General features: G+C 71.3%; 15 protein-coding genes. 10 read left to right on the top strand and 5 right to left on the bottom strand.

The window, feature by feature from the left end:
• Positions 1-170: 170 nt before the first annotated feature.
• The 3 genes from dxs (at position 171) to ACIQOU_RS04860 (ending at position 5,508) form a co-directional block, all read left to right on the top strand.
• A complete protein-coding gene (dxs, locus tag ACIQOU_RS04850; RefSeq protein WP_401533894.1) occupies positions 171-2,099 on the top strand; it encodes a 1-deoxy-D-xylulose-5-phosphate synthase in 1,929 nt (642 codons plus the stop codon).
• A 382-nt stretch (positions 2,100-2,481) separates the two neighbouring features.
• On the top strand, positions 2,482-3,984 hold the full coding sequence (locus ACIQOU_RS04855; RefSeq protein ID WP_401533896.1) for an amino acid permease: 1,503 nt from the start codon (positions 2,482-2,484) through the stop codon (positions 3,982-3,984).
• 72 nt (positions 3,985-4,056) lie between these two features.
• A complete protein-coding gene (locus ACIQOU_RS04860) occupies positions 4,057-5,508 on the top strand; it encodes an ArnT family glycosyltransferase (RefSeq protein ID WP_401533897.1) in 1,452 nt (483 codons plus the stop codon).
• Between the two features lie 134 nt (positions 5,509-5,642).
• Here the strand turns inward: ACIQOU_RS04860 and ACIQOU_RS04865 are convergent, their stop codons facing one another.
• Positions 5,643-6,017, bottom strand: a complete 375-nt coding sequence (locus tag ACIQOU_RS04865) for an NTP pyrophosphohydrolase (protein WP_401533898.1) — start codon at positions 6,015-6,017, stop codon at positions 5,643-5,645.
• A gap of 31 nt (positions 6,018-6,048) precedes the next feature.
• Entirely contained in the window at positions 6,049-6,948 is a 900-nt protein-coding gene (locus ACIQOU_RS04870) for an NAD(P)-dependent oxidoreductase (RefSeq protein ID WP_401533899.1), read from the bottom strand.
• 111 nt (positions 6,949-7,059) lie between these two features.
• On the opposite strand from ACIQOU_RS04870, the gene ACIQOU_RS04875 reads away from it, so the two are divergent.
• A complete protein-coding gene (locus ACIQOU_RS04875; protein ID WP_401533901.1) occupies positions 7,060-8,076 on the top strand; it encodes a hypothetical protein in 1,017 nt (338 codons plus the stop codon).
• 369 nt (positions 8,077-8,445) lie between these two features.
• On the opposite strand, the gene ACIQOU_RS04880 is transcribed toward ACIQOU_RS04875, so the two are convergent.
• Positions 8,446-9,549, bottom strand: a complete 1,104-nt coding sequence (locus tag ACIQOU_RS04880) for an LCP family protein (RefSeq protein ID WP_401533903.1) — start codon at positions 9,547-9,549, stop codon at positions 8,446-8,448.
• Between the two features lie 179 nt (positions 9,550-9,728).
• Here ACIQOU_RS04880 and galE point away from each other — a divergent pair, with 179 nt between their 5' ends.
• From galE to ACIQOU_RS04910, 6 genes are all read left to right on the top strand, one after another.
• Positions 9,729-10,730 (top strand): UDP-glucose 4-epimerase GalE, encoded by a 1,002-nt coding sequence (galE, locus tag ACIQOU_RS04885; protein ID WP_401533904.1) that lies wholly within the window; start codon positions 9,729-9,731, stop codon positions 10,728-10,730.
• 209 nt (positions 10,731-10,939) lie between these two features.
• Positions 10,940-12,037 carry a hypothetical protein gene (locus tag ACIQOU_RS04890; protein WP_401533905.1) on the top strand — a complete coding sequence of 366 codons (1,098 nt, stop codon included), beginning with the start codon at positions 10,940-10,942 and terminating at the stop codon, positions 12,035-12,037.
• Positions 12,034-12,291: a hypothetical protein gene (locus tag ACIQOU_RS04895; RefSeq protein ID WP_401533907.1), complete on the top strand. Its 258-nt coding sequence runs from the start codon at positions 12,034-12,036 to the stop codon at positions 12,289-12,291. The genes ACIQOU_RS04890 and ACIQOU_RS04895 overlap by 4 nt, the downstream gene beginning before the upstream one ends.
• Positions 12,288-13,886: a hypothetical protein gene (locus tag ACIQOU_RS04900; RefSeq protein ID WP_401533909.1), complete on the top strand. Its 1,599-nt coding sequence runs from the start codon at positions 12,288-12,290 to the stop codon at positions 13,884-13,886. The genes ACIQOU_RS04895 and ACIQOU_RS04900 overlap by 4 nt, the downstream gene beginning before the upstream one ends.
• A gap of 385 nt (positions 13,887-14,271) precedes the next feature.
• On the top strand, positions 14,272-15,591 hold the full coding sequence (locus tag ACIQOU_RS04905) for a CDP-alcohol phosphatidyltransferase family protein (RefSeq protein ID WP_401533911.1): 1,320 nt from the start codon (positions 14,272-14,274) through the stop codon (positions 15,589-15,591).
• Positions 15,591-20,099: a glycosyltransferase gene (locus ACIQOU_RS04910; protein ID WP_401533913.1), complete on the top strand. Its 4,509-nt coding sequence runs from the start codon at positions 15,591-15,593 to the stop codon at positions 20,097-20,099. Before ACIQOU_RS04905 ends, ACIQOU_RS04910 begins: the two co-directional genes overlap by 1 nt.
• Before the next feature lie 158 nt (positions 20,100-20,257).
• On the opposite strand, the gene ACIQOU_RS04915 is transcribed toward ACIQOU_RS04910, so the two are convergent.
• Complete coding sequence (locus ACIQOU_RS04915; protein ID WP_401533915.1) at positions 20,258-22,387, bottom strand: 3-hydroxyacyl-CoA dehydrogenase NAD-binding domain-containing protein; 2,130 nt, start codon at positions 22,385-22,387, stop codon at positions 20,258-20,260.
• Entirely contained in the window at positions 22,384-23,601 is a 1,218-nt protein-coding gene (locus ACIQOU_RS04920; protein WP_401533917.1) for a thiolase family protein, read from the bottom strand. The genes ACIQOU_RS04915 and ACIQOU_RS04920 overlap by 4 nt, the downstream gene beginning before the upstream one ends.
• Between the last annotated feature and the right edge of the window lie 287 nt (positions 23,602-23,888).

Below are 23,888 nucleotides of genomic sequence, written 5' to 3' on the forward strand. Positions count from 1 at the left end.
CACCTGCGCCCGGTACCGACGGCGGTACCGGGCGCAGTCATGTCATAAGAAAGCCCGATCTTGGGTACAGCCGTTCGCGTGACGTACGACGCACCGCCCGGACACCGCCCGCCAGGGCGGAACATTAGACTCGACGAACCCGGAAACAGCTCTACTGCAAGGAGGCACGGGTGTCGCTGCTGACCAGCATCACGGGACCGCGCGATCTGGACCGGCTCAGCCTGGAAGAGCTGGACCGGCTGGCCGAGGAGATCCGTTCCTTCCTCGTGGACGCCGTCTCCAAGACCGGCGGCCACCTCGGCCCGAACCTCGGCGTGGTCGAGCTGACCATCGCCCTGCACCGCGTCTTCGAGTCACCCAGGGACAAGGTGCTGTGGGACACCGGCCACCAGTCCTATGTGCACAAGCTGCTCACCGGCCGTCAGGACTTCTCCCGCCTGAAGATGAAGGGCGGCCTGTCCGGCTACCCCTCGCAGGCCGAGTCCGAGCACGACGTGATCGAGAACAGCCACGCCTCCACGGTCCTCGGCTGGGCCGACGGCCTCGCCAAAGCCAACCAGATCCGCAAACGCGACGACCACGTCGTCGCCGTCATCGGTGACGGCGCCCTGACCGGCGGCATGGCCTGGGAGGCGCTGAACAACATCGCCGACGCCAAGGACCGCCCCCTCGTCATCGTCGTCAACGACAACGAGCGCTCCTACGCGCCCACCATCGGCGGCCTCGCCAACCACCTGGCCACCCTGCGCACCACCGACGGCTACGAACGCTTCCTGGCCCGCGGCAAGGACCTCCTGGAGCGCACCCCGGTCGTCGGCCGGCCCCTCTACGAGACCCTGCACGGCGCGAAGAAGGGCCTCAAGGACTTCATCGCCCCGCAGGGCATGTTCGAGGACCTCGGCCTGAAGTACGTCGGTCCCATCGATGGCCACGACATCGAGGCGCTCGAATCCGCGCTGGCCCGCGCCAAGCGGTTCGGCGGCCCGGTGATCGTGCACTGCCTCACCGAGAAGGGCCGCGGCTACCAGCCCGCCCTCCAGGACGAGGCCGACCGCTTCCACGGCATCGGCCCCATCCACCCCGACACCGGCCTCCCGGTCAAGGCCTCCGGCGCCGACTGGACCTCCGTCTTCGGCGACGAGATGGTCGAACTCGGCAAGGAGCGCGAGGACATCGTGGCCATCACCGCCGCGATGCTCCAGCCGGTCGGCCTGAAGAAGTTCGCGGCCGCCTTCCCCGACCGCATCTACGACGTCGGCATCGCCGAGCAGCACGCCGCCGTGTCCGCGGCGGGGCTCGCGGCAGGCGGGGTGCACCCGGTGTTCGCCGTGTACGCCACCTTCCTCAATCGTGCCTTCGATCAGGTCCTCATGGATGTCGCCCTCCACAAGTGCGGTGTGACGTTCGTACTGGACCGGGCCGGGGTCACCGGGACCGACGGTGCCTCGCACAACGGCATGTGGGACATGTCGATCCTTCAGGTCGTGCCCGGGCTGCGGCTCGCCGCGCCGCGCGACGCCGATCAGGTGCGGGCGCAGCTCCGTGAGGCCGTGCAGGTCGAGGACGCGCCGACCGTGGTCCGCTTCTCCAAGGGCGCGGTCGGCCCCGCCGTGCCGGCCGTGGGGCGCGTCGGCTCCATGGACGTCCTGCGGGAGCCCGGTACCGACAGGCCGGACGTGCTGCTGGTCTCCGTGGGGGCGCTCGCCCCGATGTGCCTGGAGATCGCCGGGCTGCTCGATCAGCAGGGGATCACCACGACCGTCGTCGACCCCCGGTGGGTCAAGCCGGTCGACGAGGCGATGGCTCCGCTGGCCGAGCGGCACCGGGTGGTGGTGACCGTCGAGGACAACAGCCGGGTCGGGGGCGTCGGTTCGTCCATCGCGCAGGCGTTGCGGGACGCGGGTGTCGATGTGCCGTTGCGGGACTTCGGTATTCCGCCGCGGTTCCTTGACCATGCCTCGCGGGCGGAGGTGCTGACCGAGATCGGGCTGACCGCGCCGGATATCGCCCGGCAGGTCACGGGGCTGGTGTCCCGGCTGGACGGGCGGTACGGCACGGACGCCGCCGGCGTGGACTCGGTGGAGCCCGCGCGAGATTGAGGCGCTCGCCTCGGTGAGTGAGGGGGCGTGGGGGTGCGGGTGGTTTGCGCCGTTCCCCGCGCCCCCTTATGGGTTGTCGGGCGGGTGCGGGCCGGTGGGGGCTTGTCGCGCCGTTCCCCGCGCCCCTTTAGGGCGTTGCCGGGCCGTTGGCTGGGTGGTTCCGTCCGCCCTGGCTTGGCGTGGCCGCGCGGCGGAGCCGCAGATCGATAACAGCCCCGCGCCCCTTAGCGGCGTTGCCGGGCCGTTGGTTGCGTGGTTCCGTCTGCCCTGGCTTCTGGGGGGTGGTTGGGGGGTGGTGTTTGAGTGATCTTGGGTGTGCCGGGGCATACCTTTTGCGCTGCCTCTCGATCATGTCGAGGACGACGAGCGTGGGAGGTACCCCGTGAGCAGTGCCCTCTTCCGGACGAAGAAGGTCGAGCAGTCCATCAGCGACACCGAAGAGCCGGAACACGCCCTGCGCAAGAGCCTGTCCGCGCTGGACCTGACGGTCTTCGGGGTCGGCGTGATCATCGGTACCGGAATCTTCGTGCTCACCGGCACGGTCGCCAAGAACAACGCGGGACCGGCCGTCGCCCTCTCCTTCGTGGTGGCCGGCGTCGTGTGCGCGCTCGCCGCGCTCTGCTACGCCGAGTTCGCCTCCACCATCCCGGTCGCCGGATCGGCGTACACCTTCTCCTACGCCTCCCTGGGGGAGCTGCCCGCCTGGATCATCGGGTGGGACCTCATCCTGGAGCTGGCGCTCGGTACGGCGGTGGTCGCGGTCGGCTGGTCCGGCTACATGGCCTCGCTCCTGGAGACCGCGGGCTGGCATCTGCCGGCGGCGCTGGGCAGCCGGGAGGGCGCCCACGGGTTCGGGTTCGACATCCTCGCCGCCGTCCTGGTCCTCGTCCTCACCGGCATCCTCGTGCTCGGCATGAAGCTGTCGGCGCGGGTCACCTCGGTCGTCGTCGCCATCAAGGTCGCCGTCGTCCTGCTGGTGATCGTCGCGGGCGCGTTCTTCATCACCGGCAGCAACTACCAGCCGTTCATCCCGAAGGCGGAGTCGACCTCGGCGGCCGGTGACATCAAGGCGCCGCTGATCCAGCTGATCGCGGGCTGGGCCCCCTCCAACTTCGGTGTGCTGGGCATCTTCACCGCCGCGTCCGTCGTCTTCTTCGCCTTCATCGGCTTCGACGTCGTCGCCACCGCCGCCGAGGAGACCCGCAACCCGCAGCGCGACATGCCCCGCGGCATCATCGGCTCCCTCGTCATCTGCACCACGCTGTACGTCGCCGTGTCCGTCGTCGTCACCGGCATGCAGAAGTACAGCCAACTGTCCGTGGACGCCCCGCTCGCCGACGCGTTCAAGGCCGTCGGACACCCGTGGTACGCGGGCGTGATCAGCTTCGGCGCCGCCATCGGCCTCACCACCGTCTGCATGATCCTGCTGCTCGGCCAGACCCGGGTGTTCTTCGCGATGAGCCGGGACGGACTGCTGCCCCGGTTCTTCTCGCACGTCCACCCCCGCTTCAAGACCCCGCACCGGCCGACCATCCTGCTCGGCGTGATCATCGCGATCGTGGCCGGCTTCACCAGCCTCAGCGAGCTGGCCGAACTGGTGAACATCGGCACCCTCTTCGCGTTCATCACGGTCGCCGTCGGCGTGGTCATCCTCCGCAACACCCGCCCCGACCTGCCCCGTTCGTTCCGCACCCCGCTGATGCCCATCCTGCCGATCGTCTCGGTGGCCGCCTCGCTCTGGCTGATGCTGAACCTGCCCGCCGAGACCTGGCTCCGGTTCGCGATCTGGATGGCCATCGGCTTCGCCGTGTACTTCCTCTACGGCCGCACCCACAGCCGCCTCGCCCGCGGCGAGATCACCCCGGCCACCGGCGCCACGGAGTAGCCGCCGTATCCGTCACCCGGCCCCGTATGTCCCGCTTCGATGCGGAGTGCGGGGCCGGATAGCGTGCACCCCATGCTCGTCGCGCAGCTCGCCCCGGCACGCTCCGCCACCGCCCCGCACGGCTACTGGAGACGGTTGCTGCCCCTGCTGGCGACGCTCGCCTGCGTCACCCGCATCCCCTCCGTCGCCCGCCCGCTGTGGAACCCCGACGAGGGTTTCCTCGCCGTCGAGGCCCGGATGCTGGCGCACGGCGGCACCCTGTACGACACCGTCGTCGACCGCAAACCACCGTTGGTGCCCTGGCTGTACGAGGCGGCGTTCGCGCTCTGCGGCTCGGACTCGCTGACCCCGGTCCGGGTGCTCGCCCTCCTCGCGCACCTCCTGACCGCCGTGCTGCTCGCCTCCCTCGCCCGGCGCCGCTGGGGCGACACCGCGGGCCGCACCGCGGGCGCGCTCTATCTGCTGGCCTCCATCGGGCTCAACCCCGAGGACGCGCAGGCCGCCGGGTTCGAGGTGTTCATGCTGCCGTTCACCGCCGCCGCCATGTGGTGCGCGGACCGGCGCCGCCTCGGCGCGGCCGGGGTGGCGATCGGCTGCGCGTTCCTCGCCAAGCAGACCGGCGGCGCGGTGCTGCTGCCGGTGCTGTGGCTGTGCGGCACCCACCGGGGCGGCCTGTTACGCCTCGGACTCGGCCTCGCCGCCCCGCTGTTGTGCACAGCCGCGCTCACCGACCCGGCCGGGTTCCTGTTCTGGACGGTCACCGGATCGGGCGCCTACGCCTCCTTCACCGGCTCCGAACTCCACGTCCTGGTACGAGGGTTGACCAACTCGGCGATTCTGCTGGCCGGTTGTGCGGGACTGCTGCCACCGGTCGTCCGGGTCCTGCGGATCGCCCGCACCGGCTCGGTCGACCTGTGGCTGTGGCTCGCCGCGTCGGCGTGCGGAGTGCTGGCCGGCTTCCACTTCTTCGGCCACTACTACCTCCAACTCGTGCCCCCGCTGGCCCTGTTGGCGACCGCCGCGCTCCAGATCCTGCCCCGGCAGCGGCTGGTGGCCGCCGCGCTGACCTCCGTCTGCTGCTGCGCCCTGTTCCTGGCCTGGGGCCTGTGCGCGCCGCGCACCGAACTCACCCACGTCCAGCGCCTCGCCCAGGCCCTCACCGACCGCACCCGCCCCGGCGAACGGGTCCTGGTCTGGGGCATACACCCGGAGACCTACTGGCTCGCCGGGCGGCTCCCGGCGACCCGCTACCTCACCGCCGGGCTCCTCACCAACTTCAGCGGGGGACGGGACGGCCCACGGGTGGGGGAGAGGTTCGCGGTCGAGGGCGCCTGGCCGACGTTCCGGCGGGAGATGGCACACCGGCCGCCGGTGCTGATCGTCGACGACTCACGCGGCCGCCCCTACGGCCCCGACCGCGTCCCCACCCTCCGCCGCCTCCTCGCCGAGGGCTACGAGGAGACCGGCCGCGTCGACGGAGCGGTCCTGTACACCCGCCTGGACGCGACACCACCGGCCCCGTGACAGACCCGGACGGGCGGAACGCCGCCGCTGAGACGACGGCACGGACGCAACGGCGACGCGGTGACCGGCGCGGGCAACGGGACTGCCGACGCCGTTGCCGATCCGGCTGAACGGCGCCCTCGTCGACGTTCCGGCTAGGCGGGGCGGACCGTGCGGGGGCCGGCGACCTCCGCGCCCAACTCCGTTACCCGGCGGCGTAGTTCGCGGTCGGCGGTGACCAGGAGCACCGGGCGGTCACCGGCGTCGGCCACCAGGTCGACCATGTGGTCGTCCCCGCTGCCCGGCGCCGACTCGACCCGTACGCCGGGCACGGACGCCACGCCACGGGCGGCGCCCTCGACCACGAGGACGATCTCGACGGGCCCGGCGCGCCCCGGCACCCCGTCCGCCGCGAGCCGGTCCCGCAGCCGTTCGGCGGCCCCGCGCCGGTCCCGCCACCAGCCGTCGGGCACCGAGCCGACGACATTGGCGGCGTCGACGATCACGAGGAGCGGGGTGGTGTCGTTCATGGGGCCAGGTTCGCACGGACCCGGGGCCGGCTCAGCCCTTCCGTGGTCCGTCACTCTCCTCGAAGCTGGCGAAATACGCGGCGACCATGTCCTCGTCCCCGTGCCCCTGCGCGGCCGCCCGTGCCAGGCGGTCGGCGCTCGCCTCGGCCACGTCGAGGCGGACCCCGCCCGCGCGTCCCGCCTCGACGATCAGACGCGCGTCCTTCGCCGCCGTCTCCACCGCGAACTGGGCCGGGGTCAGCCGGTCCTCCAGGATCAGGGCCGTCTTGGCCCGCAGATACCCCATGTCGAGCGGCCCGCCGGAGATGAGGTCGAAGAAGTGCGTCACGTCGACATCGAGGGCCTGCGAGAGAGCGAGCACCTCGCCGGTCGCGGCGGTGGCGGCGAGGACCCAGCTGTTGGCCACCAGTTTCAGCTTGGTCGCGGTGGCGTCGGCGCCGTTCTCCCCGGTCCACACCGTGCGCGCGCCGACCGCGTCGAACACCGGCGTCACCGTCGCCCGCCCCGCGACGGGACCGGCCGCGAGCACGGTCAGCTGACCGGCCTCGGCGGGTTGGCGGGTGCCGAGCACGGGGGCGTCGTAGAAGAGCAGGCCGTGCTGGTCCGCGAAGGCGGCGAGGTCGGCGACGCCCGCGATCCCGGCGGTCGTCGACTGCGTCCAGGCCGCCCCCGGACGCAGCCCGGCGGCCGCCTCCCGCATCACCTCCAGGGTCGCGGGACCGTCGTACAGCATGGTCAGGACGACATCGGCGCCCTCGACGGCCTCGGTCGCGGTGGCGGTGACCTGGACGCCGTCGGCCGTGAGCGGCTCGGCCTTCGCGCGGGTGCGGTTCCAGGCGCGGACGGTGTGTCCGGCGCGGGCCAGGTTGCGGGCCATGGCGGCCCCCATGATGCCCGTGCCCAGCACGCCCACGGTGAGCTTGTCGGCCATGAGGTCGGTCTCCCTCTCGAACGGTGATCACTCACCCCCAGCTTGCCCCCATCGGCCCGGTTCGTGCTCCCCGCCCGACCGCGCCCGACCCGTTCCGCTTAAGGTGAACCGGTGAACGGCGACTGGCTCATCCGGGGCCGCGACGGGCGGCTCGGTGTCTATCTGTCGACTCAGGACGCGGTCCTGTGCCGGGCCGAACGCGCGCCCGGTGCCTCCTGGGCGCCCGCCAGGACCGTCGGCGGCGAGCAGACCCTGCTGCCGCCGCCCGCTCTGGGGCACGGCGCGGACCGTTACGCCCATCTGGTCAGCTGGCGGCCCACCGTCCCCGGCGAGTCCGGGCTTGTGCACTCCACCCACTTCCGGCCCCGGCTCGCCGCCCTCGACTGGGTGTCGATCGGGCACCCCGACAGGAAGGGCGACCGCACCGGGACGCCCGCCGTCGCGGTGGACGCCGAGGGGCGGGCCCATGTCTTCGTCCCGAACAAGGGCGGCGGCGTCTCGATGGTCGCGCAGAAGGAGAAGGGCGGCTGGGACCCCTGGCGGGACCTGAAGGGCCGGGATGTCCAGGACCAACTGGCCGCCGTGACGGGGGAGTCGGGGCGCGTGGAGCTGTACGCGGCGGTGCCGGGCGGCCTGTTGCACTGGCTCCAGGAGGAGGCGGGCGCCGTGCCGGTGCTGGCGGAGGCGGTCGAGGCGCGGGCCAGGCCCGGCACCCTGTACGCCCTCGCCACCTCGGCCGACGCCACGACCCTCTTCTACACCGACGACGCCGGTGACCTGTGCGTCTGGCGTCCGGGTGCCGACCCCGTCGTGGTGCTGGCGTCGGCGGGACCCGGGCCCGTGTCCGCCGTGCGCTGTGAACTCGACGGCCACGACTGCACGTTGCTCGCGCAGCGCTCGGTGAGTGGCCGGGTCGCGTTCGCCGCGTACCCGACCGAGCGGGAGTCGGCGGGCGCCTGGTGGACGGAGTCGGGACCCGGGCTCCCGTCCGACGCGGTGGTGTCGGTGGCCGTGGACGCCGCCGACCGGGTGGTCGCGGCGACCCTGTCCCCATCCACCGGCACCCTCCTCCTGACCCACCGCAAAACCGAACCAGGCCTCGCCCTGGAGGCGTGGCGGGAGGTGTGACCCGGGGAGGGGCGGGTCCAACTGCCGCTGGTGGAGCAGCGGTTCGGGTCGGATTGCCGTACGTGGTCCGGCGGAGCGGGATCAACTGCCGCCGGTGGCAGGGCGGGTCGGGTCCGACTGTCGTACGGTTTCCGGCCGGTCGGGACCAACTGCCTTACGTGGTCCGGTCGGTCGGGATGGACTGGCACCGGTGGCCCGGCTGGGCGGGGCCAACTGCCCCTGATGGCAGGGCCGGTCAGGCGGAGCCGCATCGGTGGCCCGGCCGGGCGGCACCAACTGTCCTTGTGGGCCCGGCCGATCAGGTGGGACCGGCACCGGTGGCCCGGCTGGGTGGGGGCAGCTGGCGTTGGTGAGGTAGGGGTGGCGGGGTCAGTTGCCGCCGGTCGCCGGGGACTTCTTTGCCGAGTCCGGGATCGTGGTGCCGGTGCGGAGCGCCTTCCACAGGGTCGTGGCCTGCGGTTCGGCGGCCACGACGCGGTTCGGGTCGGTCTTGTCGTAGGCGACCGGGAGCATGATGGTCTCCATGGTGGCCGGGTCGACGCCGTTGAGGCTGCGGCCGAAGGTCGCGAGCGCGGTGAGCGAGGCGAGTTCGGAGTCCGTGGTGAGCGCGGCCGTCAACTGGTCGGCGATCTTATAGGCCTTGACCGGGCTGCCCAGCAGATCCTGCTTCTTGATCTCGGACAGCAGCGCCAGCATGAACTGCTGTTGCAGACCGATCCGCCCGAGGTCGCTGCCGTCCCCTATGCCGTGCCGGGTGCGGACGAACTGGAGCGACTGCGTGCCGTTCAACTTGTGCGTACCGGCGGTCAGTTCGAGGCCGCTGGAGGTGTCCTTGATGTCCTGGTCGACGGTGACGGTGACGCCGCCGATCGCGTCCACCAGGTCCTTGAAACCGGCGAAGTCGACCTCGACGTAGTGGTCCATGCGGATGCCGGACATCTTCTCCACCGTCTTGACCACGCAGGCCGGACCGGCCTTGGAGTAGACGGAGTTGAACATCACGCGCTGCGCGGCGGCGACCGTCGAACCGTCCGACGTCGTGCACTCGGGACGCGTCACCAGCGTGTCCCGGGGGATGCTGATCGCGACGGCCTCGGTGCGCCCCTCGGGGATGTGCATCACCAGCGCCGTGTCCGAACGGGCCCCGGACACCGTGCCGGTGTTCAGCTCGGCGTTGGCACCGGCCCGCGAGTCGGAGCCCAGGATCAGGATGTTCTGGCCCGACGTCGGCAACTTCTCGGGGCGGTCGTCACCGATCGCCCGGTCGAGGTCGACGCCGTCGAGGTTGCCGTCGATCCCCCGGTACAGCCAGTAGCCGGTGCCCGCCCCGGCGACCAGCACAGCGGCCAGGCAGAGCAGAATCCAGCGGCCCGTACGGCGCTTGCCGGTGCGCCCGCGCTTGCGGCGCCGATTGCCGCCGCGCCGCGAAGGCGCGTCGGAGTCGCTGGGCCGGGGCGTCGAGACATGGCTCATCCTCGTCGAGTCCTCAAAGGTCGTGCCCCGCGGGGCGGTCTGTTGGCGTGAGGACGCGGATGGGGGGAGCCGGTCCGTGTGCTGCCCGATCAGTCACGCACTATAAGCAGACTCCGGACAGTTCACGCACAAGATGTGATCTATTTGTAAACGCCGACCAAAGAAATAGTATGCCCGCCATGACTTGGCTGATCACTGGCGGTGCGGGATTCATCGGCACGCACGTCGTCCGTGCGATGCGTGCCGCGGGCGAACGCGTCGCCGTGTACGACGACCTCTCCACGGGCGACCCCGCCCGCGTCCCCGACGGCGTGCCCTTCGTCAAGGGCACGGTGCTGGACGGCGCCCTGCTGCGCGCCACGCTGCGGGACCTCGACATCACCGGAGTCGTCCACCTCGCGGCGAAGAAGCAGGTCGGAGAGTCGGTCGAACGACCCCTGCACTACTACCGGGAGAACGTGCAGGGTCTGCGGACGCTGCTGGAGGCCGTCGTCGACACCGGCGTGCGCCGCTTCCTGTTCTCCTCCTCGGCCGCCGTGTACGGCACCCCCGACGTGGACCTCGTGACGGAGGACACGCCCTGTGTCCCGGTCAACCCGTACGGCGAGACCAAGCTCGCGGGGGAGTGGCTGGTGCGCGCGACGGGCCGGGCGCACGGGCTGACCACGGCCTGCCTGCGCTACTTCAACGTCGCCGGTGCGGCGGACGAACTCCTCGCGGACGCAGGGGTGTTCAACCTCGTCCCGATGGTCTTCGAGAAGCTCACCGACGGCGAGGCCCCGGCCGTCTTCGGCGCCGACTACGACACCCCCGACGGCACATGTGTCCGCGACTTCATCCACGTCGAGGACATCGCGTCCGCCCACCTCGCCGCCGCCCGAGCGCTGTCCACGCGGGAGGCGGGCAGCGACCTGACGGTCAACATCGGTCGCGGGGAGGGCGTTTCGGTGCGCGAGATGATCACGCTGATCGGTGAGGTGACCGGATACGGTCCGGCCGCCGCGCCGGTGACACTGCCCCGGCGGGCCGGTGACCCCGCGCGGGTCGTCGCCTCCGTCGACCGCATCCACGCCGAACTCGGCTGGACCGCCCGGTACGACACCCGCGCGGTGGTCACCTCGGCCTGGGCGGGCTGGTGCCACCGCTACCCAGAGGCCCGCCACACCCAGGCCGACCGCTGAGCCACACCGGACCTCGGGCCACGCCGACGAACGACAACGAACACCTACGAACGGCAACGAACGGCAACGAATGCCGACGAACGGCAACGATCAACAAAGAACGGCGATTTCGTACGACATACCTATGATGCAACGTCGGGTTCCGCAGTGACCGTAGCCCGGCTCGGAGCGGGAACCGGGGACTGACCCGGAGAGGAACGGGGGCGGACATGGGGGGCACTGCCGTGCGCGACGGCGTCGCCGGGACGCGGTCGGCCGACAAGGCGGAGCGCCGCCCGGTGCGTTCCGGGCCCTGGCTGCTGACCGGGCACGACGGCAGGCTCATCGCCTACGCGCAGGTCGACGACGCCGTCCTGCGCTGGACGGAGACCCGCCCCGGCGGCCCCGACTGGACCGGCCCCGACGTGCTGCCCCTCAAAGGGCTGACCCAACTCACCGTCGTCCAGGGCCGGAACCGTTACGCCCACCTCATCGGGCGCCGGGTACGCGGCACCGGCGCCGCCCGTGCCGTGGACCTCGTCTACGCGATCCAGTACCAGACGGGCCGCCCCCTCAGCGAATGGCGTTCGGTCGGCAACCCGCACGCCACACGCGAACGCACCGCCCAGATGGGCACCCCGACCGGCGCCGTCGACTCCTCGGGCGCCCTGCACCTCGTCGTCCCCACGGCCGAGGGCAGGTTGGCCGTGCGGCGCGAGGACGCGCAGGGGCGTTGGGAGGCGTGGCGGGATCTCAAGGTCGCCGCGGCTGTGGACACCCCGGCCCTCGCGGCCACCGCCACCGGGCAGCTGCATCTCCTCGTGCCCACCGCGTCCGGCGCTCTGACCTGGACCGGGGCGGCTCCGGGCGCCCCGTTGGAGCGCGGGCACGACATCGGCGTCGTTCCGCTGCCGGGTTCGGTGACCGCGCTGGAGACCTCGCCGGGGCGGGTCACCACCTACCTGACCGACCTGGTCGGCGGCGGTGTCGTCGCCGTCCGCGCGGGGGCCTGGCCGATCCCGCTGGGCGGCAACCCCGGCGACGGCCGCCACACCGCCCTCACCACCGTGCTCGACGGCTACCCCTGCACGGTGCTGGCCCACCGCGACACCGGGGGGCGGATCGTGCTGGGCGTCTGCGGCACGGAGGACGAGGGCAACGGCGTCTGGTGGACCGACACCGGCACGTCCTGTCAGGGCGACCCGGTCCTCGCCCACGACGCCCACGGCCGCGTCACCCTCCTGGCCGCCACCCCCGAAGGGCGACTGGCGCTCACCCGCCAACAGCCGGAACCGGGCCTGACGTTGGGCGACTGGAACCCCCTGTGAAACCGAGAACCTCCACGGCGAAACGCCCACCCGAACCTGCCCCCGAGCCCACCACGGAACCCGCCCGCACCCCCAACTCCGGCCCCGCCGAAGCCGGGATGGCCCCCGAGCCCACCACGGAACCCGTCCCCGCACCCGCCCGCACCCCCCACTCCCGCCTCACCACCCCCGCGCTCACCCCCACCGCCCCCGCCCCCGTCCCCCACCTCACCCCCGCCCAACTCCCGGCCCCCGCAAGGGAAGTGACCGCATGACCCGTAAGGCCGATCGCAGTGCGCCCCGTTCCACCGGCCCGGTGTCGGACCGGCGCGCGCAGCTCGTCGCCGTCGTCGTGCCCGAGCCCCAGGACGCGGTCGCACTGGTCGAGCGTGAGGGGGCCGGGGCCCGGATCGCCGTGCTCTGCCTGCGGGCCGGGGCCAAGGACGGACGGGCCGCGCTGGAGCGGGCGTTGGGCGCCGCCGAGGCCCGGGGCTGCCAACTGCACGGAGGGATCAGCGTGTTGGACGCCGGTGATGCCACGGCCGCCCTGCGCAAGGTGCTGCGCTCACTCGCACCCGAGCGGCTGAGCACCCTCGACCCCGACCCCGTCCACACCGGGCTCGACGAGGTGAGCGGCGCGCTGTCCTACGGGGTGCCCGCCGCGCACGCCGAGGCCGCCGCCGTTGCCCTGGACGCCGCACGGGCCCAACAGGCGGAAACGGGACGGCCGTTGCACGTCGAGTGTCTGCGGGCCGAGCGGGCCGCCGGTGCCGGTGTCACCCCGCGTCACCCGGCGCCGGTCAACTGGCTCTCGGCCGGGTTCGACGGCAGGCTCACGGCGTTCTGGCCGACGGCCGCCGGGATCGTGCGCTGGTACGAGGAGGTGCCCGGCGGCGACTGGCACGGGCCGGAACTCGTGGAGGGCCCCACGCTCGCCCCCGGGCTCCTGGTCATCAGGGACCCGCACGGGCTGCCCCATCTGCTCGCGCTGCGCCGCACCGCCCGTGACGACGGCGGTGTGGACGTCGACGTCGTGCACGCGGCCCAGTACCGCACCGGGCGCCCGCTCACGCCGTGGCTCCTGCTGGGCGGGCCGAACACCGCCGCCTGGCAGAAGGGACGCGAAGTCGGCTTCCCCGCCGCCGCGTTCGACGCCGCCGGTGAACTCTGCGTGTTCGTAAGGAACTTCGGCCACAGCGTCAGTCACCGCCGCCGCACCGCCGACGGCACCTGGACCCCGTGGCAGCACCTGAGCGGGCTGCGGGTCGCCGATGAACTCGTCGCGGTGACCGGCGCGCACGGCGGCGTCGAACTGTTCGCCCTGGCCCGGGACACGGCGGCCGTCCTGCGCTGGTACCCGGGGCCCGACGGCGCCTGGACCGAGGACCGCACCCTGCCGTTCGCCGCCCGCCCCGGCAGCCTCGCCCCCGCCGCCGAACCGGGCGCGCTGCTCTTCCGCGACGCCCGCACCGGCCGCGCCTGCCACTGGCGCCCCGGCACCCCGGCCCCCGCCCCGCTCGCCGAACCGGACCCCGGCACCGGGCCCCTGGCCACCGCCCCCGGCATCCAACTCGGCGTCTGGAGCTACTCGTTGCTGCTCGGCCGGGGCACCGACGGCGGCCCAGCCCTCGGCGTGCACCCCACGGGCCGCCCCGACACCGGGACGTGGTGGCAGGAGACCCGAACGCCCACGCCGGGAGACCCCTCGCCCGGCGTTCCCGCAGCCGCCGTCGGCCGCAGCGGGCGGCTCTCCGTCGCGGCCCGGCTGCCCGGCGGGCGGCTGCTCATGGCGGACCGTGACGAGCACGCCGAGTACACCGAGCACGGTGCGGCGATCACCCTCGGCGCCTGGCGCGTGGTCGGCGGCTGAGCAGGCGCCGTTTCACAGCTTCCCGGACGATCACCGCACATGTCGGCGTACGTTCCCCACAGCCAAGCGGATGGCTTGATTCCGACCGAAGGACCCGCGCCGGTGCGGTGCTCGCGCCCCCTTCAGCAGGTGAGGGACGTGTGTGCACCCAGGGTCGTTCGTGGTTCCCCCGCGCGAAGAGCGCAAAGGGTTGTACCCGGTTCCTGTGATCAAGCTCGCGACAATGCGCAGGTCAACGCGCGTCGACAGAGAGGTGAAGGATTGTTAAAGTTCGGGTCTTCCATGTGATCGAACTGTGAAAAGTCGACCGTATGGGCAGGTCCGCCCCGGGGTGTGTCGGGACGGGCATGGGGGATTTTTTCTTTTAAAGGGGTGACGGGGGGCTATGGCCAGGCTTTCGCTGCGGGCTGTCCAGAAACTGACCTGCAAGAAACGAGACGCCTGGTGGACGGTCTTCCTCGTCGACCCCACGGCCACCCGGCTCCTGCTGGTCTTCGCCCGGTTCCGGTTCATCACCCCGAACCGCGTGACCTGGGCCGCCCTGTTCATCGGCCTGGCCGCCGGCGGGTTCTTCCTCCGGGGCGACCGGCAGTCCCTGATCATCGGCGCCCTGCTCTACCACCTGAGCTTCGTCCTCGACTGCATCGACGGCAAGCTCGCCCGCCTCAAGGGCAACGGTACCGTCTTCGGCGGCTGGCTCGACTACGTCTTCGACCGCATCCGCGTCCTGTTCTGCGCGCTCGCCCTGATGGGCGGCCAGTTCTTCCCGCACGACGACGAGCGCTACCTCGTCGCCGCCCTGGTCGTCGTCTTCCTCGACATGCTGCGTTACGTCGACGCGCTCCAGATCTACAAGATGCGCATGTCGATGCGGGCCAAGATCGAGAAGGTCACCCGGACCCGCGCCGAGGCCGAACAGGCCGAACAGGCAGAACGGGCAGAGCAGGCTGAGCGGGCGGAACGGTCAGAGCAGGCCGAACGGGACGCCCGCGCCGGCGTCCAGCAGGGCGCCGGAGACACACCGGTCGTCTTCATGGAGGACCTCCTCCGCGAGAACCCGCACCTGCCCGCCGAGACCCTCCGCGCCGGGGCCGGTGCGCCCACCGTGGTCGACCTGCACGAGCAGTTCCGCGGCCAGTTCCCCTGGTACACCCGCATCCGCCGGGCCATGCTGCGCACCCGGGTCCGCCCGCATCTGATCAGCGGCATCGAGTTCCAGATGTTCGTGTTCATCGTGGGCCCGCTGATCGGCCAGATCCTGTGGACGACGGCGGTGTCGGCCGCGCTCCTGATCGCCTTCGAGCTGGTGATCATGTACAAGTTCTGGCTCTCCACCCGTGACTTCACCCGGGTCATGGAGGAGCTGAACCCCGACACCGACACCGTCGGCACCATCGCCCCGCACCTGCACAAGGGACGGCACCGCCAGCGCGGCGGCGCGGCCGACGCACTCCTCGACGACGACCGGTACCGGGCGCCCGAACCGGAAGAGAATCCTTTCTTCCAGCCGTACCCCCGCCCCAACCCCGTCCTCCTGAACGCCGCCGACCCCACCGCCGGACCCGCCGCCGACCCGGCCGACGAACCCACCCCAGGACTCCCCGGCATCCCGCCGCCGCACGGCGACACCATGCCGCTCACCCAGATCGGCCAGGCCTGGCACGGCCCGTCCCGCAAGGCCCCGGCGGGCTGGGAGGACTACTGATGAGACCCGGCACCGGCCACCCCGAGCAGCACCGGGCCCACGACGACGGCAACCTCTGGGTCACCGTCGTCATCCCCGCCCACAACGCGGCCACCACCATCGGCAAGGCCCTCCAGTCCGCCGTCAACCAGACCTACGAACTGGTCGAGGTGATCGTCGTCGACGACGCCTCCACCGACGGCACCATCGAGGTCGTCGCCAACTTCGCGGGCAGCGAACCCCGGGTGCGGGTGCTGCGCCGCACCGAGAACAGCGGCGGCGTCGGCGCCCCGCGCAACTGGGGCATCGCCCAGGCCGAGGGCCGTTGGCTGCTCTTCCTGGACGCCGACGACGAACTCCCGCCGCGCGCCTGCGAACGCCTGGTCGCGAGCGCGTTGGAGACCGGCAGCGACATCACCGCGGGCAAGGCCCTGCGCGTCAACCGGGCCACCGGCGAGTCCGAGGCCTGGGCGCCCGAGGTGTACGCGATGGGCCGCACGGTCACCGGACTTGAGGAGTTCCCGCTCCTGCTGTCCGACCCGATCGCCGCCGCCAAGCTCTACAGCGTCGAGTTCCTGCGCTCGTCCGGCGTCCGGTTCCCGGAGGGCGTCTTCTACGAGGACACCTACTTCTCCACCGTCGTCGGGTGCCTCGCGCGCGGGATCACCGTCCTCACCGAGCCCGTCTACCGCTGGATGTGGGAGCCCGACGGCCCCTCCATCACCGGGCGCACCGGCGAACTGCGCAGCATCACCGACCGGATCGCCGTGCACCGCGCCACCGACGGCTTCCTCCTGGAGCGCGGGCTGTGGCAGCTGAAGGTGCGCAAGGACGCCAAGTTCCTCACCCATGACCTGCGCCTGTACATGCGGGCGCTGGCCGAGGGCGACGCCGACTTCCAGCAGCGCTTCGCCGAGATCGTCAGCGGCTATCTGTTCTCGCTGAGCGAGGAGGCGTTCGAACTGTGCGGCCCGGTCGACCGGGTGCGCGCCTACTTCCTGATGTACGAGGAGATCGAGGCCGCCCTCACCACGCTCGACTACACACAGCGCAAGAGCGTGTTCTCGTCCCACCTGGTCGAGGAGGACGGCCGGGTCCACTGGTCCGCCGACCATCTGCACCTGCCCGACGCCCGCCGCATGCTCGACGTCACCGAACTCGGCCTGGCCGCCGCCCCCGTCACACAGATCCCGCTCTTCGCCCAGCTCGACAGCTGGGAGGTGACGGGCACCGAGCTGACCTACACCGGCGAACTCGTCAACCGTTTCGGCCGGATCGCCGCCGCCGACTCCGTCTCCCTCTTCCTCGCCGTCCGCAACCGCCACACGAAACGGGACGTGCTCGTGCCGGTCGCCGGCACCGCCGTCGACGAACGCCTCGTCACCTTCGAAGGCACCGCCGATCTGGGCACGTTGCTCGGCGACGACCTCGCCGACGCCACCGTGTGGAACGTCTCCGTCGTCGTCGAGTGGAAGCGCAGCCGCTCCCGCTCCGCGCTGAACGTCCGCGACATCGCCCTGGACGGCCTGACCTTCACGCGCGACGGCGAGGAGTTCGAGGGCTACCGCACGGTCAGCGGCAACCTCGCTTTCCGCTCCGCGACGGCGGGCCGGCGTACCTTCGAGACCGAGCAGAACGACCCCGCCGCCCCCTGGATGTGGTGGCGCGGCCGCCTGCACCCGCCGATCCACCAGGTCACCGGCGGCTACGAACTCGCCGTCGTCGTCCCCTGCTACAACGTCGAGCGGTACCTCGACGACTGTCTCGGCTCCCTCGCCGCCCAGCGCGGCTTCGAGCGCGTGCAGGTCATCCTGGTCGACGACGGCGCCACCGACGAGACGCCCCGGATGCTGGAGCGGTTCGCCGCCTACTACGCCAACGTCACCGTCGTCCACCAGCGCAACGGCGGCCTCGGCAACGCCCGCAACACCGGGCTCGACCAGGTCGTCGCGCCGTACGTCACCTTCCTCGACTCCGACGACATCCTCGGTGAGGACGCCCTCGCGGCACTGGTCGAGGCGGCCCGGCGGGACGGCTCCGAGGTCGTCATGGGTGACCTCGTCAACTTCCCTGACCGGCCCTACGGCCCGTGGAAGGAGTACTTCGGCTCCGGCGACCGGCTGGTCACCGACTTCGCGGAGATCCCCGACATGGTCTTCAGCGGGTCCGCCTGCAACAAGCTGTTCAGCACCGCCCTGTTGCGCCGTCTCGGGCTGCGCTTCGGCGAGGGCGTGCACTTCGAGGACGCCTGGCTGACGCTGCCCGCGCTGCTGCGCGCCGGTGCCCTCAGCATCGTCGACCGGCCCGTCTACTGGTACCGGGGGCGCCCCGACGGCTCCTCCATCATGGACTCGCTGTGGAGCAAGCCCGCCAACTACCGCGACCATCTCCGGCTCAACCACTTCCTGTTGAACTACAGCGCCGAGGAACGGCCCGAGATCCGCCGCATGTTCCAGCGCTACGCCACCCGCACCTACAAGGGCTTCCTGTGCAACGCCCGTAATGTGATGGGCCGTTCGCAGCTCGCCGAGATGTTCCCTGACCTGCACCGGCACTACGCGCAGATCCCCGACGACGTCCTCACCGAGTTCGTCACCAGCCCCGCCCAGCAGCTCGACCACTACGCGGCCCGCACGGGCAACTTCCCGCTGTTCTGCGACCCGGAACCGGCCCTCGCCGCCGCCCCGCCGCTCCTGGAGGTCGACGACGACGGCTTCTACCGCACCTTCCCCGGCGGCAACCTCCCCAGCAGCGCGGCCAGGGTCAAGGACCCCAACGTCGTCGTGGAGAGCGTCCGCACCCGGGGTGACGTGCTGGTCCTCGAAGGGTGCATGGCCTTCCCCGGCATCGACCTCGGCCGCCCGATGGGCAACCGCCTCGAACTCGTCTACCAGGTGGGGGAGTTGAAGGTCACCGTCCCGCTCACCCAGGTCTACCGCCGCGACCTCTACAACGCGCGCGGCAACCGCGACCTGTACGCCGGCTGGTACGCCGAGATCCCCGCGGCCCGGCTGGCCGACACCGGGTTCGGCGTCGGTGACTTCCGGCTGCGCGTGCACCGCGCCGACGGCACCCGGCACCGCAACGTCGTCATGCGGGCCCGGCTCGCCCTGCACCGCCTCAAGGGTCCCGGCAAGGTCGGCGGGCACCCGTACATGCTGACCATCGGCGCCCAGGACGCCCTGCACCTGCGGGTGGTGGCACGCGGCCCACTGGCCCGGATACGGCACGCGCTCTGGCGTACCGGGCGTGAGCTGCGCATCCTCAAGACCCGCAACCCCGGCTGGCGGATGCGCCTCGCCTACTGGCTGACCTATCCCTTCCTGCACGGCAAGGAGATCTGGCTGGTCGGCGAGCGCTCCGACACCGCGCAGGACAACTCGTTCCACTTCTTCACATGGGCCCGGCAGCACCGGGGGCGCCGGGGCGTGTACTACGTCATCGACCCGGCCAGCGCCGACCACGCCAAGGTCGCCCGCTACGGCAACGTTCTGAAGCTGGGCTCCTTCAAGCACCGCGCCTATCTGCTGCACGCCACCAAACTCATCGGCTCCTACGACTCGGAGTCCTACCTCGTCCCCGAGGGCTACAAGAAGGCGCTGTTCCTGCACCGCTTCGGTGAACTGGTGCGATACCAGCGGGTGTTCCTCCAGCACGGCGTCACCTACAACGACGTGACCTCCGGTGCCGACCAGCGCATCGCCAGCTACGACCTGCTGGTCACCGCGGGCCGTCAGGAACGGGAGTTCATGGCGTCTCAGGCCGGTTACGGCGACCGTGCCCAGGCGCTCGGGTTCCCCCGGTTCGACGCCCTCCAGCGGGAGCCGAGACACAAACCGCGCATCCTGCTGATGCCGACCTGGCGGCAGTGGATCGTCACCGCCTCCTACAAGAAGTCGGCGGGCCCGGCGAAGACCACCTTCACCCAGTCCGAGTACTACCGCTTCTACAAGGCGCTGCTCTCCGACCCCCGACTCGGCCGCGCGCTCGACCACTTCGGCGTCGACCTGGAGTTCTTCCCGCACTACGAGATCCGCCCCTATCTGCACACCTTCCAGTTCTCCTCGCCGTCCATCGAGGTCGCCGACCCGCACCGGCGCAGTGTCCAGCAGGCGATGAAGGAGTGCTCGCTGATGGTCACCGACTACTCGTCGGTGTTCTTCGACGTGGCGTACATGGGCATCCCGCTGGTCCATGTCCCCTTCGACGAGGAGGACTTCTACGGGCGGCACTACAAGCGCGGCTACTTCCATCTCGCCGACGACGGCTTCGGCCCGGTCTGCCGGACCGTCGACCAGGCCGTCGACGAGATCATCGCCGCTGTCCGCCGGGGCTTCACCGTGGAGCCGGTCCACCGCGCGAGGGTCGCGGAGTTCTTCGTGCACCGGGGCGGCGGCAACTGCGAGCGTGTCTTCGAGGCGATCGACGCCCTCGGCACCGCGTCGGCGGCCGCCCTCGCCCCACCCGGCCCGATCGGCGCCCTGCCCCAGCAGGACACGGCGGCGTCCCGCTGGGTGGACGCGGCCTGAGAGCAGGGGAGTTGAGCCCCGCGAGGCCGGGTGGGACGAAGTCCCGTTCCGCCAACGGGGGTTGAGGCCCTCTCATCCCAACTGGGCTGAGAAAAAGGGGGCCTCCGCAGTGCGCGGAGGCCCCCTCTTCACGGTCCGGCAGCCGGACCGTCACCCGGTCACGCCGGTACGGACGCCACCCCGGGCGCCAGGAACGGCTTGCCGTTGACGCGCTCCGAGATGCCCTCGCGGTCCAGGTACGGCGTGACGCCGCCCAGGTGGAAGGGCCAGCCGGCGCCGGTGATCAGGCAGAGGTCGATGTCCTGGGCCTCGGCGACGACGCCCTCGTCGAGCATCAGCCCGATCTCCTGCGCCACCGCGTCCAGCACCCGGTCCCGCACCTGCTCCTCGGTCAGCACCGAGTCGCCCTGCTGGAGCAACGCGGCGACCTCGGGGTCGAGTTCGGGCGTGCCGCTGTCGTAGACGTAGAAGCCGCGCTTGCCCGCCTTGACGACGGCCGCGAGGTTCGGGGAGACGGTGAAGCGGTCCGGGAAGGCCCGGTTGAGGGTCTCCGAGACATGCAGGCCGATCGCCGGACCGACCAGCTCAAGCAGGACCAGCGGGGACATCGGAAGGCCGAGCGGCTCCACGGCCTTCTCGGCGACCGCGACCGGCGTGCCCTCGTCGATGACGTTCTGGATCTCGCCCATGAAGCGGGTGAGGATGCGGTTGACGACGAACGCCGGGGCGTCCTTCACCAGCACCGCCGTCTTCTTCAGCTTCTTGGCGACCCCGAACGCCGTGGCCAGCGCCGCGTCGTCGGTCTGCTCGCCGCGCACGATCTCCAGGAGCGGCAGGATCGCGACCGGGTTGAAGAAGTGGAAGCCGACGACCCGCTCGGGGTGCTTCAGCTTCGACGCCATCTCGGAGACCGACAGCGACGAGGTGTTGGTGGCGAGGATCGCGTGCGCCGGGGCGACGGCCTCGACCTCGGCGAACACCTGCTGCTTGACGCCGATCTCCTCGAAGACGGCCTCGATGATGAAGTCGGCGTCGGAGAAACCCTCGGCCTTGTCCAGGACACCGGAGACCAGCGCCTTGAGACGGTTGGCCTTGTCCTGGTTGACGCGGCCCTTGCCGAGCAGCTTGTCGATCTCGGCGTGGACATAGCCGACGCCCTTGTCGACGCGCTCCTGGTCGATGTCGGTCAGCACGACCGGCACCTCCAGCCGGCGCAGGAACAGCAGGGCGAGCTGCGAGGCCATCAGACCGGCGCCGACCACACCGACCTTGGTGACGGGACGCGCGAGTGACTTGTCCGGTGCCCCGGCCGGCCGCTTGCCACGCTTCTGTACCAGGTTGAACGCGTAGATGCCGGCGCGCAGTTCACCGCCCATGATCAGGTCGGCGAGTGCCACGTCCTCGGCGTCGTAGCCCTGCTGGAGGTCGCCGTTCTTGGCGGCGGCGATGATGTCCAGCGCCCGGTAGGCGGCCGGGGCGGCGCCGTGCACCTTGGAGTCCGCGACGAACCGGCCCTTGGCGACGGCCTGGTCCCAGCCCTCGCCGCGATCGATCGCGGGCCGCTCGACGGTGATGTCACCCCGGAGCACCTGCGCGGTCCAGATCAGCGACTGCTCCAGGAAGTCGACGCCCTCGAAGAGCGCGTCGGCGATGCCCAGGTCGAAGACCTGCGCCCCCTTGAGCTGCTTGTTCTGGTTGAGGCTGTTCTCGATGATCACCGAGACGGCCTTGTCGGCGCCGATCAGGTTGGGCAGCAGCGTGCAGCCGCCCCAGCCCGGGACGAGGCCGAGGAACACCTCGGGCAGCGAGAACGCGGGGATCGCCTTCGACACCGTGCGGTACGCGCAGTGCAGGCCGACCTCGACGCCACCGCCCATGGCGGCACCGTTGTAGTAGGCGAACGTCGGCACGGCGAGCCCGGCCAGCCGCTTGAAGACCTCGTGGCCGCCCTTGCCGATGGCGAGCGCGTGCTCGTGCTCCTTGAGGAGTTCGACGCCCTTGAGGTCGGCGCCGACCGCGAAGATGAACGGCTTGCCGGTGATGCCGACGCCGACGATCTCCCCGGCCGCGGCCTCCTTCTCGACCTGGTCGATCGCCGCGTCCAGCCGGGCGAGCGAGGCGGGGCCGAAGGTGGTCGGCTTGGTGTGGTCGAGCCCGTTGTCCAGCGTGATCAGGGCGAACCGCCCGGCGCCGGAGGGCAGTTCGAGGTGGCGGACGTGCGCGGACGTCACGACCTCGTCCGGGAACAGCTCGGCCGCACCCTTCAAAAGCTCAGCGGTGGTGCTCACTTGTCCCCCTCGAAGTGCGGGTTCTCCCAGACGACGGTGGCGCCCATGCCGAAGCCGACGCACATGGTCGTCAGGCCGTAGCGGACATGCGGCTGCTCCTCGAACTGGCGGGCCAGCTGCGTCATCAGACGCACACCCGAGGAGGCCAGCGGGTGCCCGAAGGCGATGGCGCCGCCGTACTGGTTGACGCGCGGGTCGTCGTCGGCGATGCCGTAGTGCTCAAGGAAGGCGAGCACCTGCACGGCGAACGCCTCGTTGATCTCGAACAGACCGATGTCGGAGATCGACAGACCGGCCTGGGCGAGCGCCTTCTCGGTGGCCGGGATCGGCCCGTACCCCATGACCTCCGGCTCGACACCGGCGAACGAGTACGACACGAGCCGCATCTTCACGGGCAGGTCGTGCGCGCGGGCGAAGTCCTCGCTGGCGATGATCGAGGCGGTGGCGCCGTCGTTGAGACCGGCCGCGTTGCCCGCGGTGACCCGGCCGTGCACCCGGAACGGCGTCTTCAGCCCGGCCAGGTTCTCCAGCGTGGTCCCCGGACGCATCGGCTCGTCGGCGGTGACCAGACCCCAGCCGGTCTCACCGACCTCCGCGTTGGTGTTGCGCACCGAGATCGGCACCAGGTCCTGCTGGATCTTGCCGTCGGCGTACGCCTTGGCGGCCTTCTCCTGCGAGCGCACGGCGTATTCGTCGGCGCGCTGCTTGGTGATCGACGGGTAGCGGTCGTGCAGGTTCTCGGCCGTCATGCCCATGAACAACGCCGACTCGTCGACCAGCTTCTCGCTCACGAACCGCGGGTTCGGGTCGACGCCCTCGCCCATCGGGTGGCGGCCCATGTGCTCGACGCCACCGGCGATGACGGCGTCATAGGCGCCGAACGCGATGGAACCGGCGGTGGTGGTCACGGCGGTCAGCGCGCCGGCGCACATCCGGTCGATCGAGTAGCCCGGCACGGACTGCGGCAGCCCCGCGAGGATGCCGGCCGTGCGGCCGAGGGTGAGGCCCTGGTCGCCGATCTGCGTGGTGGCGGCGATGGCGACCTCGTCGATCTTCTTCGGGTCGAGGCCGGGGTTGCGGCGCAGCAGCTCCCGGATCGCCTTCACGACGAGGTCGTCGGCGCGGGTCTCGTGGTAGATGCCCTTCGGACCCGCCTTGCCGAACGGGGTACGGACGCCGTCGACGAAGACGACGTCCTTGACGGTACGAGGCACGATGGCTCTCCTCCAGATGCGGGACGGCACTGCTACGACACGCTGAGCGCGCGCTCACCCCCATGCTACTAACCAGTAACGTACCTGCACACCCCACACCCCCCAAAAGCCAAACATCACACCGCCCCCCACCCCGAAATCCCCCGGGACCGCGCCAATGCGCGGCTCCGCCGCGAGGTCGCGACAAGGTCCCGCGAGCCCATCAAGCGACCTCCGGGCATCACCGCCAAGGGGCGCGGGGCTGTATCGACATGCGGCTCCGCCACGAGGTCGCGACAAGGTCCGCG

Origin of the sequence: Streptomyces sp. NPDC091279 (genome assembly GCF_044757465.1) — a bacterium.
Classification (GTDB): Bacteria; Actinomycetota; Actinomycetes; order Streptomycetales; family Streptomycetaceae; genus Streptomyces.

Bases quoted from the DNA above. Each gene is read 5' to 3' on its own strand.
- ACIQOU_RS04910 (WP_401533913.1), top strand. From the start codon at position 15,591: ATGAGACCCGGCACCGGCCACCCCGAGCAGCACCGGGCCCACGACGAC.
- ACIQOU_RS04860 (WP_401533897.1), top strand. From the start codon at position 4,057: ATGCTCGTCGCGCAGCTCGCCCCGGCACGCTCCGCCACCGCCCCGCAC.
- ACIQOU_RS04890 (WP_401533905.1), top strand. From the start codon at position 10,940: ATGGGGGGCACTGCCGTGCGCGACGGCGTCGCCGGGACGCGGTCGGCC.
- galE (WP_401533904.1), top strand. From the start codon at position 9,729: ATGACTTGGCTGATCACTGGCGGTGCGGGATTCATCGGCACGCACGTC.
- ACIQOU_RS04900 (WP_401533909.1), top strand. From the start codon at position 12,288: ATGACCCGTAAGGCCGATCGCAGTGCGCCCCGTTCCACCGGCCCGGTG.
- ACIQOU_RS04880 (WP_401533903.1), bottom strand. From the start codon at position 9,549: ATGAGCCATGTCTCGACGCCCCGGCCCAGCGACTCCGACGCGCCTTCG.
- ACIQOU_RS04870 (WP_401533899.1), bottom strand. From the start codon at position 6,948: ATGGCCGACAAGCTCACCGTGGGCGTGCTGGGCACGGGCATCATGGGG.
- ACIQOU_RS04905 (WP_401533911.1), top strand. From the start codon at position 14,272: ATGGCCAGGCTTTCGCTGCGGGCTGTCCAGAAACTGACCTGCAAGAAA.
- ACIQOU_RS04865 (WP_401533898.1), bottom strand. From the start codon at position 6,017: ATGAACGACACCACCCCGCTCCTCGTGATCGTCGACGCCGCCAATGTC.